Origin of the sequence: Promicromonospora sp. NPDC019610 (assembly GCF_044389365.1) — a bacterium.
Taxonomy (GTDB): Bacteria; Actinomycetota; Actinomycetes; order Actinomycetales; family Cellulomonadaceae; genus Promicromonospora.
This window is the reverse complement of the sequence record NZ_JBIRXX010000002.1, coordinates 1,495,942-1,508,570: the sequence shown is the minus strand read 5'-3', so window position 1 is coordinate 1,508,570 and position 12,629 is coordinate 1,495,942. Positions and strand designations below refer to the sequence as shown.

Genomic DNA, 12,629 nt, shown 5'->3' with positions numbered 1-12,629 from the left:
TCAGCCGCGCCGGAGGCGCTCGTCGACCGCGGACACGAGCCGCCGCAGCTGCGGCTCCGCGCGGTGGATGCTGCGCGAGACGAGGTGGCCCGGTGCGTAGCGGTCGTAGATGCAGTCCAGCCGCTCGTCCACGCTGACAGGGCGGCCCTGGGCCGAGGTGGTCATGTCGCAGTAGGTCAGCAGGTCCAGCAGGTCGCTGTCCGTCGGCACGGGGAACTCGCCCCGCAGGTGCGCGTCGAGGTGGCGCTCGCCCGCCTCGACCAGGGCCGACGTGTGGTGCGCGACCAGGCTCGTCAGCTCGTCCGGCGCGCCCAGGCGGCGCAGGTAGCGGGCGCCGTCGAGCTGGTGCAGCCCGGTGTCGCGAGCCGCGGCGGCGTAGCCGATGTCGTGCAGGTACGCCGCGGACACGAGCAGGTCGGACCGGCCCAGCACACGGGCGACGTGCTCGGCCCGCCGGCCGACCCCGAGCGAGTGGGCCAGGCGGTCGGTGCTGGGCTCGAAGACCTCGGCCAGGAGCGCTCGCGCACCCGTGGGACCGAGGTCCCGCGGGGTGGTTCCGTGCATCGGTTCACCGTAGGCCGGTGGGCCGTGGACGGCGCGGCGTGCGGCGCGGCGCCCGGTGAAGAGGGCGGTCAGAGAAGGCGTGCTGGTCTGCATCATGGCTCTCCCCCTGCGTCGTCGGAGCTGCGTGCCCCGGAGCTGCGTGTCTCAGAGCTCCGGGCGGCCCTTCGTGATCCACTCGCGCACCAGCGCCGTCGCGCGCCGGTGCCCGGCCAGCGCGTCCTCCCGCGTGGCGTGCATCTCGGCGTACTGCTCCGTGCAGTCGAGGAGCTCGTCCTCGGAGAGCACGCCGTCCGGGTCGAGCCGTTCGACGAACACCATCGTCTCGTAGATGAGCGGGGTGTGGTCGTCGTCGTCCTCCAGGGGCGCCGCGGTGTCGATACCCGTCCACACGGTGGACACGTGGTAGATCCCGAGGTGGTCGCGCGCGATGTGCGCGGCCCCGGCACCGAGCCGCAGCACCGACCACTGGTCCTGGGTGATCGGGTGACCGTCGAGGTCGTAGTACATCCGCTGCGAGAGCCGCTCGAAGAAATCGGGTCCGAACACGGTCTGTCTCCCCCTTGGTCGCTGCCGGGTCTCGGCGGCCTGAACCGTCGATCGAGGGCCAGCATCGCGCAGGACGACGCGACGCGCGCGGCGGGGGCGTGGTGGGTGTGCCTGCGGGGCCGGCCGCTTCCCGGCGGTTCGTGCGATCGGGGCGTTCTCCCAGCACACGGGCCCGGAACTTCGCTATCGTCGCGAACCGTGACCAGGGGGCGGCAGGGTGACACGACGCGCGGGAGCCTCGACCATCTGACGGGGGTCGTGCGCGGGCTGACCGGGCGCGGCGGCACGCCGGGACGCCGCGGGGCCGGTCTGGACGGCTGGCGCGTCCAGGACTGGCACGCCGCGCTCCTCGACGTCCCGCTCGACGAGCGGGCGTACGCGGACCGGTTCCAGGTCACCCGCGAGCGGGAGATCGAGCTGCTGTGGGCCTGGTGGACCGGGCGGGCCGATACCGTCGCGGTCGGGGAGGCCGGTGCGGTGGAGCCGCGCACCGCCGGCTACCTGGGGTACTACCTGCTCACGCTCGTCGCCATGCACAGCTCCGACCGGATGCGGTTCCACGGCGACGCGCCGTGGGACGTCGCGGTCGCCGGACGTCCCGCGGCCGACGTCAGCCGCGCGCTCGTGGCGGACCCCGACGTGCGGCGCGCCCTCGCCGCGCTCCACGACCCGGGCCGGGCGGACGGGCCCGGCTCCGGCTCGGGCTCGGACGCCGCGGGAGCGGACGCCGCGTCCACGGGCACGTTGTCGGAGTGGGCGGCGCTCGACCTCACGAGCCTGGAGTTCTACCGGCCCGGCACGACGTCGATCATCCTCACCGGGCGCCTCGCGCAGCCGTCCCGGGGGCGGACGGCGGCCTTCGTGCTCAAGTGCGTCATCCACCCGTACCTGACCATCCCGGCGATCGTGGCGGGGACCCGCGGGTACCTGGCCGAGCACGGCCGCCCTGACGCCGACGAGCCGTCCCCGGCGGTGCCCGTCTGGGCGAGCCACGACAGCTGGATCCTCATGGACCTGGTACGCGGCCGCACGATGGGGGAGTACCTGGCCCGCCGCGCCGCGGAGCAGCCTCCGCCACCCGCACGGGAGATCCTGCGGCCGGTGGACACCCCGGCGCTGCGCGAGCTGGGCGGCGCCCTGCTGAGCGCGCTCGCGGACCTCGAGCGCGACGGGCGGCGGCACGACGACCTCACGCCGTCCAACATCATCGTCCAGGACGAGCAGACCGGGCGGATCCGGCTGCGGTTCGTCGACCTCGGCGTCAACCACCTCCACGCCCGGTCGATCACGGGTCAGGGCCAGGGCGAGGAAGTGTTCGCCGCGCCGGAGGTGCGCCGCGACGGCGTCGGGCACCCGCTGGCCGACCTGTACTCCCTGGGCGCGCTGCTCGTCGCGATCGCCGGGATACCGCACAACCCCGACGGCACGGTGCCCGACCAGTTCTACGTGGCGTCGGTCGGCCTGGCCCGGCTCCTGGAGGACCTGACCGACGCCGACCCACGCCGTCGCCTGCTGGTCACCCCGGTCGATCCGACGGCCCCCAGGTTCGAGCAGATCGGCCGGGTGTTCGGCGACGAGGTGGCGATCCTCGAGCAGGACGGCCGGGAACGGCCGCGCAGCGCCTGGCAGAGGCTGCGCGACCTCTCGCCGGGGGCCGGGACGGTGGCGCGCCAGCGCCGCATGCTGCAGGTGCGCACCCGCCAGGTCCGGGACGCGACGGGTGCGGCGCACCTGCGACAGGCCCGCCGGCTCCAGCGCTGGGCGTGGCTCTTCGCCGTGCTGGTGTGGTCCGCCACCGCGCTGGTCGTGACGTGGTGGTCCCGCGATCTCGGGCTGTCCTGGCAGGCCAAGTGGTTCGAGATGGCCGACGAGGTGTTCGGCCGCTCGGGGGCCGGCCTGGTCTTCCTGGACGACGTCCGTGCCGACGACTACCCGATCCCTGACCCGTGGGGAAACCTGCCGGTGCGTCTGGTGACGTTGACGTTCGCGCTGGTCAGTGCCCGCCTGTACCTCAATGTCTTCGCCGAGCTGAGCACGGTCTGGGCCGTGCCCACGGGTCGGGGTGCCCGGCTGCGGGCGGTGACCGCGGAGGTGGGGCTGCGCTCGCTGGCGGTGCTGCCGGTGGTCTACGTGGTGCTGCCGACGCTGGTGCAGCGGGACTGGTGGCCGCTGGGCACCCTCGTCGGTCACGTCACCTTCGCCGTCGTGGTCCAGGCCTGCCTGTGGTTCGCGTGGGACACGAACGCGCGTGCCCGCGCGGCGGGCCTGACGTCGGTGCCGCGGGGCGAGATCGCGACGCTCGGCCGGCTCGCCGCCTGGCAGCCCACCGTCGCCGTCTACCTGGTGCCGATCATCGGTATCGGCACGCTGCTGTCCCTGGGTCTGGTGCAGGACGAGCTGGTCTACGCGTCGTTCGTCGCCCTCATCAACCTGGGCATCTTCTATCCCAAGAGCGCGGGCACGGACGCGCCGTACATCCGGGCCGGGATGAACCGCGCGGCCCTGGCCGCCGAGCGGCTGGAGCACCTGCGGCGCATGCGCGAGTGACAGCGAGCGACAAACGTGTGACCGGAATAGGCTGATATGCCCGTTAGTTCCGTCGCGGATCACACTCGCCGGCGCGCGGAACGCCCCAGGTCCGGGTGACGATGAACTCATGCTCAACCTGCGAAATCACCGGGTCCTGCTCTCCGCCGTCGGTGCGCTCGTCGTCGCCGGCGCCGGCAGCGGCATCGCCTGGTCCCAGGCCGAGCGCACCAGTGAGCCCGCTGACGTGCTGCTCGACGCCGTGGAGCACAGCGAGTCCACGATGCGTGACTACATCGACGAGGTCAGCGGACGGTTCGACGAGATCGAGGCCACGTCCGACGTCGACACGAAGGAAGAGCTCGCCGCGGCGCTCATGACCGACGTGCCCGACCTCGCCGAGGAAGCCCGGTCCGGCGTCCTGTCCGCCAAGGAGGACGCCCAGGCGGTGCCGCTGTCCGACGGCAGCCGGCTCGACGCGGCCCGCGACGCCTACGTGGCGCACATGGACGCCTGGATCGCGGAGTACGAGCGGGCGATCGTCACCCCGGCGAGCGTCGTCGAGATCGAGCCGCGGGTGAACCGCACGTTCGACAAGGCCGTCGCCGCGTTCGAGAAGACCGACCTCGACGCGGGCCAGGAGGAGCGGGCCGAGGAGCTGCTCGCGGACTGACCCCCCGCCCACCGGGCTGAGTCGGCGCGGCCCCCGGCCCGCCGGCTCAGTCGCGCCAGCTCATCGGGGACTGCGTGAGCGCGGCGTCCGCCACCCGTCTCGCGGCGTCCGTGCCGAGCGCCGCGTAGGACGAGTCGATCCACTCCTGCACACCGTCCTGGCCGCCGTGCCGGTACTCGACGGCCTGGACGAGGCACTCGAGCTTGTCCGCGTCGCGGGCGCAGCGCGCCTCCGGGGTCTCCTGCGCCTCGAACTCGGTGACCGCGCCGAGCACCGTGGCCGCCGCGGCGTCCGGCAGCGGGGCCACCTGGTCCCGCGTGACCGCGACGTTGTCCGGCTTGGTGACGTACGGCCGGGCCGTGTGCGGCAGGTCCGTGATGCGCGTCTCCTGGGAGTCGTGCCACAGCGCGAGGTAGGCGGCGCGCGCCGGGTCGGCGCCCTCCTCGGCTGCCAGCAGGGCGGCGAGCTGCGCGACGCGCAGGCTGTGCTCGGCCACGGACTCCGGGTCGCGCACCCCGACCTGCCACCAGCCTGAGCGGCGCAGGCGCTTGAGCACGCCCATCTCGAAGGTGAAGGCGGCGATGCCGGAGGCGGCGGTGTGTGTCATGGCGCTATCGTCCGGCATCCGGCAGGCATCGTCCGGCCATCCGGCCGGCCCGGACCTGCCCCGGACGTTCCCCGCTCGTTACCGGCCGTTCCATGTCGCCACCTAGCATGTGTCGGTGCCCCGCGAATCCTCTGCCCTGCCCGCCGCCGTCCTGTTCGACATGGACGGCACCCTCGTCGACTCCGAGGCCTACTGGATGCGCGCCGAGCACGAGATCGTCGTCGCGCACGGGGCCACGTGGACGCACGAGGACGCGCTCGGCGCCGTCGGGCAGGCGCTGCTCACCACGGGCGGCATGCTGCACGACGCCGGCGTCCCGCTGGAGCCGGCCGAGATCGTGGCCTGGCTCGTGGCCCGGGTCAACGAGCAGCTGCGCGAGGCCGTGCCGTGGCGGGCGGGGGTCCTGGAGCTGCTGGAGGACCTGCGGGCCGCCGACGTGCCGTGCGCCGTCGTCACCATGTCCTACCGCAGCCAGGCCCAGGTCGTGGCCGACGGCGCCCCCGCCGGCACCTTCGCCCACCTGGTGACCGGCGACGAGGTGACGCACGGCAAGCCGCACCCCGAGCCGTACCTGGTGGCCGCCGGCCTGTTCGGCGTGCGGGCCGAGGACTGCGTGGCGATCGAGGACTCCGGCCCTGGCATCACCTCGGCGCTCGCGTCGGGCGCCCGCACCCTCGGCGTGCCCGCCGAGGTGCCGGTGCCGCCGCGTCCGGGGCTGAGCCGGGCGGCGTCCCTCAAGCAGGTCGACCTCGACCTGCTCGGCCGGATCGCGGCGGGGGAGGTCGTCGACCTGCTCGGCGCGGGGGACCTGCCCGGCTGACGCGGGCGCACCCGAGCCCGCGTCAGCCGGGCAGGCCCCCCACGGTTCGTCCCGGCCGGCCGCGCGTCAGCCCGTGATGCCGAGCCGCAGCGCGACGGCGCCCTCCGGGATCTCCGGCGGCGTGCCCCCGAACTCGGGGCACATCGCCTGGTGGGCGCACCAGCCGCACAGCTTGGACCGGCGGGGCTTCCACTCGCCCGTCCGGGCGGACTCCTCGATGCCGGACCAGATCGCGCGGATCTTCTGCTCCGTGTGCTCCAGGTGCTCGGTCGTCGGCTCGCCGCGCAGCACCTGGCCGTCACCCAGGTACACGAGCTGCAGCATCTTGGGCAGCACCCCGCGCTCGCGCCACAGCACCAGGCCGTAGAAGCGCATCTGGAACACGGCCGACGTCTCGTAGCCGGGCCGCGGTGACCTTCCCGTCTTGTAGTCGACCACCCGCAGCGCGCCGTCGGGCGCCACGTCCAGCCGGTCCACGATGCCGCGCAGCAGCGGCCCGCCGTCGAGCTGGGACTCGACCAGGAGCTCCCGCTCGGCCGGCTCCAGCCGGTTCGGGTTCTCCAGCGTGAAGTACGTGCCCAGCAGGGAGCCCGCCCCGGCGAGCCAGCCCGCCCGGTCCTGGCCGTCCGGGCCGACCCCGTCGGTGAACAGCGACGCGTACCGCTCGTCGGCCTCCAGCAGCCGGTCCCACTCGCCGGGCAGGAGGTCGTGCGCCGCGGCCAGCGACCGCTCGCCCAGCGGGGCGTCGTACAGCCGCTCCAGCACCGCGTGCACGAGCGTGCCGCGTGCGGCGGCCGCCGACGGCGGCTCCGGCAGCCGGTCCACCGCGCGGAACCGGAACAGCAGCGGGCACTGCATGAAGTCGTTGGCGCGCGACGGGGACAGGGCCGGCGGTCGCGAGGGCGCGCGCACGGCCGGCGCGGCCTCGGCCGCCTCCGTCGCCACGTCCTGCTCCGGCCCCTGCGTCAGCTCCGTCGTCGTCATGGCCCCAACCCTAGGGGCGGGCACCGACATCCCCCGGTAGTTGTCCACAGCGTGCCGTCACCCGCAGGCCCCGCGGCCGGTTAGGTTTGTCTGGTGACCACCTCGGAGCCTGCCTCCCCGCCCGCACCCGCCCCGGAACGCTCGAAGGGGTTCGTCATCGGACGGGTCGCCGGCGCACCGGTGATCGTCACCCGGTCCTGGTTCCTCGCAGCCCTCGTCCTGACCATCCTGTTCGTGCCCGCCATCGAGGCGCGTGCGCCGGGGCTCGGCGGGGGCGTCTACCTCGCTGCGTTCGTGTTCGTGCTGCTCCTGTTCGGGTCGGTATTCCTGCACGAGGTCGCGCACGCGCTGGTCGCCCGGGCGCGCGGCCAGAACGTGACCGAGCTCGCCGTCACCCTCTGGGGCGGCCACACCGCCTATACCGGCGGACTCGGACGCCCGCTCGACGGCTTCCTGGTCGCCGTCGTCGGACCGGTGACGAACCTGGTGCTCGCGGCCGGGTTCGGGTTCGCCTACCAGCTCGCGAGCCAGGCCTCGGCGGTGCAGAACCTGCCGACCGTCCTGCTGGGCCTGGCGGCCGTCTCCAACGCCTTCGTCGGCGCGTTCAACCTGCTCCCGGGCCTGCCGCTCGACGGCGGCCAGATCCTCGAGTCGCTGGTCTGGGCCGTGACGGGCAAGCGTTCTACGGGCACCATCGCGGCCGGCTGGGTGGGCCGCGTCGTCGCCGTCGGCGTGCTGCTCTGGGCGTTGGTGCTGCCGCTCGTGCTGGGTGCTCGACCGAGCCTCACCACGGTGCTGTGGTCGGCGCTGATCGGCGCGTTCCTCTGGGCGGGTGCGGGGGCGGCGATCACCAACGGCCGCCGCCGGGAGGCCGTCGCGGCGCTGTCCGCGAGCGGGCTCGCACACCCGGCGCTCACCGTCGCGTACGGCTCCACCGTCGACGAGGCCCTGTCCGCCCGGGCGGCGGCGACCGCCGCGGGCGTCCCGGACGCCGCCGGCCACCGCCTGGTCGTGGTGGGTCAGGGCAACGAACCGATCGGCGTGATCGACGACGACGCCGTCGCCGCGGTACCCGCCGCTGCCCGGCACACGACGCCGGTCGACGCCGTGGCAGTCCCGTTCGTGCAGGGCAGCGCCGTCCACCCCGCGACGTCGGGCACGGAGCTGCTCAACCACCTGGCCACGCGGTCCGGCGGCGCCCGGCTGGTGCCGGTGGTCGACGGGGACCGGGTCGCGGGCGTGCTCGACCTCGCCGACGTCGCCCGGGCGGTCCGGGGCACCTAGACTGGTCGGTCGTGACCACACCCACCGATGCCCCTACCGCCACCGGCGCCGAGCTGCGCCGCGGACCGTTCCGCGTGGGCGACAAGGTCCAGCTGACCGACCCCAAGGGCCGCCTGCACACCATCACGCTGCGGCCGGGCGGCACCTTCCACACGCACAAGGGCTACTTCAAGCACGAGCAGATCATCGGGCAGCCGGAGGGCTCGGTGGTGGTGAACACGGCCGAGATCGAGTACCTCGCGCTGCGCCCGCTGCTGGCCGACTACGTGCTGTCGATGCCGCGCGGCGCCGCCGTGGTCTACCCCAAGGACGCCGGGCAGATCGTCGCCATGGCCGACATCTACCCGGGCGCCCGGGTGGTCGAGGCCGGCGTCGGGTCCGGCGCGCTGACGATGTCCCTGCTGCGCGCCGTCGGCGACGCCGGGCACGTGCACTCGATCGAGCGGCGCGAGGACTTCGCCGCGATCGCGCAGGGCAACGTCGAGACCTTCTTCGGCGGCCCGCACCCCGCCTGGAACCTGTCCGTGGGCGACCTCGCCGACGTGCTGCCCGAGGTGGCCGAGCCCGGCACCGTCGACCGCGTGGTCCTGGACATGCTCGCGCCGTGGGAGAACGTCGACGCCGTCGCCACCGCGCTCGCGCCCGGTGGGGTCCTGGTCTGCTACGTGGCCACGACGACCCAACTTTCGCGCACAGCGGAAGACCTTCGTTCCGACGGCCGGTTCGCCGAGCCGGCCGCCTTCGAGACGATGGTCCGCGGGTGGCACCTGGAGGGTCTGGCGGTCCGTCCCGAGCACCGGATGATCGGGCACACCGGCTTCCTCATCACCACCCGTCGGCTGGCCGACGGCGTGGTCCCGCCCGAGCGGAAACGGCGTCCTGCCAAGGGTGCGTACCCCGTGACGGCCGAGGCGGAGTGGTCGCCGGAGGAGCTGGGGGAGCGGGCCATATCGGACAAGAAGATCCGCAAGGTGCGACGTGACCTGGGGGTTGCGCCCGAGGCGGGGAACACCCCGTCTGCGTGAACGGCCTGTAACGATCGGGTACCCCGGACGTCTCAAACGGGTGTTCTTACTCCCGGTGTGTCAGTGACTGTGCTTAGAGTGCTGTTCTCGGAGGCGATTGCGTCATATGGTCGCCTCTCGGGCACTACGAGAGGGGATGTCATGACCGAGAACACGTCAGGATACAACCATCCCGAGCACGAGCCTTTGCCAAGCCGCGACTACGAGCGCCAGATTGCCCTCCTCTCAGCAAAGAACGAGCGCCTTGCGGAAGCACTCCGTGCGGCGCGTGATCAGATAGTCGAGCTGAAGAAACAGCTCGACGACCTGGCCAAGCCACCGGGCACCTACGCCGTGTTCCTGGGGGCTCATGCCGACGGCTCGGTGGACATCTCGTCCGCCGGTCGCAAGATGCATGTCTCCGCGAGCCCCAGCCTGGACGTGACCCGGCTGAGCCCCGGCCAGGAGGTCAAGCTCAACGAGGCCATGACCGTGGTCGGCGCGGGCGACTACGAACGCACCGGCGAGCTGGTGACCGTCAAGGAGATGCTGGGCGGCGACCGCGTGCTCGTGGTGGGCCGTGCCGACGAGGAGCGCGTGGTGCGCCTCGCCGGCTCGGTGATGGACGTCCCGCTCCGGGTCGGGGACTCGCTCACGGTCGACACGCGCAGCGGCTTCGTGTTCGAGATCGTGCCCAAGTCCGAGGTCGAGGAGCTGGTCCTCGAAGAGGTCCCGGACATCGAGTACGAGGACATCGGCGGCCTCGGGCCGCAGATCGAGGCCATCCGGGACGCGGTCGAGCTGCCGTTCGCGCACCCCGACCTGTTCCGGGAGCACGGGCTGCGCCCGCCCAAGGGCGTGCTCCTGTACGGCCCGCCCGGCTGCGGCAAGACGCTCATCGCCAAGGCCGTGGCCCACTCCCTGGCCGGGATGGTGGCGCGCGCCAACGGGGGCAACCCCGAGGTGAAGAGCTTCTTCCTGAACGTCAAGGGCCCGGAGCTGCTCAACAAGTACGTCGGCGAGACCGAGCGGCACATCCGGCTGATCTTCGCCCGGGCACGGGAGAAGGCCAGCCAGGGCATGCCGGTCGTCGTCTTCTTCGACGAGATGGAGTCGCTGTTCCGCACCCGCGGCACCGGCCTCTCCTCCGACGTGGAGACCACCATCGTGCCGCAGCTCCTCGCCGAGATCGACGGCGTGGAGCGGCTCGACAACGTCATCGTCATCGGCGCGTCCAACCGCGAGGACATGATCGACCCGGCCATCCTGCGCCCGGGGCGCCTCGACGTGAAGATCAAGATCGAGCGGCCCGACGCCGAGGGCGCCAAGGAGGTCTTCGGCAAGTACCTCACCAAGGAGCTGCCGATCCACGCGGACGACCTGGCGGAGTACGGCGGCAACGTCTCCGAGGCGCTGGACGGCATGATCACCTCGGTGGTGGAGCGCATGTACTCCGAGGACGAGGAGAACCAGTTCCTGGAGGTCACCTACGCCTCCGGCGACAAGGAGACCCTCTTCTTCAAGGACTTCAACTCGGGCGCCATGATCCAGAACGTGGTGGACCGGGCCAAGAAGAACGCGATCAAGGACTTCCTGGCCTCCGGTCAGAAGGGCATCCGCGTGGAGCACCTGCTGACCGCGTGCGTCGACGAGTTCAAGGAGAACGAGGACCTCCCGAACACGACCAACCCCGACGACTGGGCGCGCATCAGCGGCAAGAAGGGCGAGCGCATCGTCTTCATCCGCACCATCGTCCAGAAGAAGGGCGAGGGCGCCACGCCCCGCACCATCGACACCGTCCAGAACACCGGCCAGTACCTCTGACCACAACCGGGCAGGTCCGCGTCCGTCGACCGGGCGCGGACCTGCCCGACCAACGGGACTACTCCGGCATAGGGTGGTGGACGTGAGCGTGCGTCGTGTGATGGGCATCGAGACCGAGTACGGAGTGCTGCAGCCTGGCCGGCCCCTGGCCAACCCCATGCTGCTGTCGAGCCAGGTGGTGACCACCTACCGGGCCATCTCCACGCGGGCCGAGGGTTCGGGTGGCAAGGCCCGCTGGGACTACGACGACGAGGACCCGCTGCAGGACGCGCGCGGGTTCCACCTCGACCGCGCCTCGGCACAGCCGTCGATGCTGACCGACGACCCGGCGCGGCCCGCGCCGTCCGGGCCCGTCACGGGCCAGGTGCCCGTCGTGGAGCCCGGCCTGCCGGGCCGTGGCCGGCGCCGTCCGGGCTCGACCCAGGAGGTCGAGCGGCCGGCCGCCGACGAGTACGACGACCCGAGCGCCGCCAACGTGATCCTGACGAACGGCGCGCGGCTCTACGTGGACCACGCCCACCCCGAGTACTCCTCGCCCGAGGTCATGACGCCCGAGGACATCGTGCGCTGGGACGTCGCCGGCGAGCGCGTCATGCTCGCCGCCCTGCGGGAGCTGTCCGGCTTCCCGGGCAGCGAGGTGGTGCTCTACAAGAACAACGTGGACGGCAAGGGCGCCAGCTACGGCACCCACGAGAACTACCTCGTGGACCGCGCGCTGCCGTTCACCACGCTGGCCGAGCTCATCACGTCGTTCCTCGTCACGCGCCAGGTGTTCACCGGCTCCGGCCGGGTGGGCCTGGGCGCCACGAGCGGCACGGCCGGGTTCCAGATCTCGCAGCGCGCCGACTACATCGAGGCCGAGATCGGCCTGGAGACCACGCTGCGCCGCCCGATCGTCAACACCCGCGACGAGCCGCACGCCGACCGGCAGCGGTGGCGCCGCCTGCACCTGATCCTCGGGGACGCCAACCTGATGGAGGTGCCCACCTACCTCAAGACCGGCACGACGTCGCTGGTCCTGTGGGTGCTGGAGCACCTGGACGAGCTGGCCGACGCCGGCGTCGACGCGCGCGCCGAGCTCGGCGCCCTGCGGCTGGCGTCACCCGTGAGCGACGTGCAGAAGGTCTCCCGCGACCTCGACCTGACCGCCGCCCTCGAGCTCACGGACGGCCGCACCATGACGGCGCTGCAGATCCAGGCCGAGGTGGTCGACGTCGTGCGGCGCTCGCTCAAGGTGCTCGGCACCGACCCGGAGTCGGACGCCGTGCTCGACCGCTGGGCGTCCCTGGTCGAGCGGCTCGGCACCGACCTGGCCGGGTGCGCGCGCGAGGTGGAGTGGGTCGCCAAGCTGCGCCTGCTGGAGCGCCTGCGCTCGCGCGACAACCTGGAGTGGGACCACCCGCGGCTGCACGCGATGGACCTGCAGTGGTCGGACGTGCGCCCCGAGCGCGGCATCTACCACCGGCTGCTCGCCAAGGGCGCGGTGGACCGGATCGTCGACGAGGAGAGCGTGGCGCGCGCGGTGCAGCACCCGCCGACGGACACCCGTGCCTACTTCCGCGGCGAGGTGATGGCGCGCTACGGCAGCCAGATCTCCGCGGCGAGCTGGGACTCGGTGATCTTCGACGTCGACGGCGCGCAGGCGCTGCAGCGGGTGCCGATGCTCGACCCGACCCGCGGCACGCGGCGCCACATCGGCGCCCTGCTGGACGCGAGCCCGGACGCGGGGGCGCTGCTCGCCGGACTCTCCGGGCGAAGATGACCCTCCGTGTCGGTGTCACCGCCTAGGGTCAGTCT

11 protein-coding genes are annotated in these 12,629 nt (G+C 72.8%); 7 read left to right on the top strand and 4 right to left on the bottom strand.

Translation table 11 applies throughout. The features are described 5' to 3' along the window. Entirely contained in the window at nt 1-564 is a 564-nt protein-coding gene (locus ACH45N_RS18350; RefSeq protein WP_397396413.1) for an HD domain-containing protein, read from the bottom strand. Between the two features lie 144 nt (nt 565-708). Then, nucleotides 709-1,110 carry a hypothetical protein gene (locus ACH45N_RS18345; protein WP_397396411.1) on the bottom strand — a complete coding sequence of 134 codons (402 nt, stop codon included), beginning with the start codon at nt 1,108-1,110 and terminating at the stop codon, nt 709-711. 198 nt (nt 1,111-1,308) lie between these two features. Between ACH45N_RS18345 and ACH45N_RS18340 the strand changes: the two genes are divergently transcribed. Continuing rightward, the gene (locus ACH45N_RS18340; RefSeq protein ID WP_397396409.1) at nt 1,309-3,657 is read left to right on the top strand and encodes a hypothetical protein; all 2,349 of its coding nucleotides are present in this window, start codon (nt 1,309-1,311) and stop codon (nt 3,655-3,657) included. A gap of 109 nt (nt 3,658-3,766) precedes the next feature. Beyond that, the gene (locus tag ACH45N_RS18335) at nt 3,767-4,309 is read left to right on the top strand and encodes a hypothetical protein (RefSeq protein ID WP_397396407.1); all 543 of its coding nucleotides are present in this window, start codon (nt 3,767-3,769) and stop codon (nt 4,307-4,309) included. 46 nt (nt 4,310-4,355) lie between these two features. On the opposite strand, the gene ACH45N_RS18330 is transcribed toward ACH45N_RS18335, so the two are convergent. Then, nucleotides 4,356-4,916 (bottom strand): HD family hydrolase, encoded by a 561-nt coding sequence (locus tag ACH45N_RS18330; protein ID WP_397396405.1) that lies wholly within the window; start codon nt 4,914-4,916, stop codon nt 4,356-4,358. A gap of 115 nt (nt 4,917-5,031) precedes the next feature. On the opposite strand from ACH45N_RS18330, the gene ACH45N_RS18325 reads away from it, so the two are divergent. Continuing rightward, the gene (locus tag ACH45N_RS18325) at nt 5,032-5,736 is read left to right on the top strand and encodes an HAD family hydrolase (protein ID WP_397396403.1); all 705 of its coding nucleotides are present in this window, start codon (nt 5,032-5,034) and stop codon (nt 5,734-5,736) included. A 66-nt stretch (nt 5,737-5,802) separates the two neighbouring features. Here the strand turns inward: ACH45N_RS18325 and ACH45N_RS18320 are convergent, their stop codons facing one another. After that, nucleotides 5,803-6,720 carry a RecB family exonuclease gene (locus tag ACH45N_RS18320; protein WP_397396401.1) on the bottom strand — a complete coding sequence of 306 codons (918 nt, stop codon included), beginning with the start codon at nt 6,718-6,720 and terminating at the stop codon, nt 5,803-5,805. Between the two features lie 93 nt (nt 6,721-6,813). On the opposite strand from ACH45N_RS18320, the gene ACH45N_RS18315 reads away from it, so the two are divergent. The 4 genes from ACH45N_RS18315 (at nt 6,814) to dop (ending at nt 12,594) form a co-directional block, all read left to right on the top strand. Next, the gene (locus ACH45N_RS18315; RefSeq protein ID WP_397396399.1) at nt 6,814-8,004 is read left to right on the top strand and encodes a site-2 protease family protein; all 1,191 of its coding nucleotides are present in this window, start codon (nt 6,814-6,816) and stop codon (nt 8,002-8,004) included. An 11-nt stretch (nt 8,005-8,015) separates the two neighbouring features. Continuing rightward, nucleotides 8,016-9,029: a tRNA (adenine-N1)-methyltransferase gene (locus tag ACH45N_RS18310; protein WP_397396397.1), complete on the top strand. Its 1,014-nt coding sequence runs from the start codon at nt 8,016-8,018 to the stop codon at nt 9,027-9,029. 141 nt (nt 9,030-9,170) lie between these two features. After that, nucleotides 9,171-10,832 carry a proteasome ATPase gene (gene arc / locus ACH45N_RS18305; protein ID WP_377229032.1) on the top strand — a complete coding sequence of 554 codons (1,662 nt, stop codon included), beginning with the start codon at nt 9,171-9,173 and terminating at the stop codon, nt 10,830-10,832. Between the two features lie 100 nt (nt 10,833-10,932). Continuing rightward, the gene (gene dop, locus ACH45N_RS18300; RefSeq protein ID WP_397397512.1) at nt 10,933-12,594 is read left to right on the top strand and encodes a depupylase/deamidase Dop; all 1,662 of its coding nucleotides are present in this window, start codon (nt 10,933-10,935) and stop codon (nt 12,592-12,594) included. Nucleotides 12,595-12,629 lie beyond the last annotated feature (35 nt).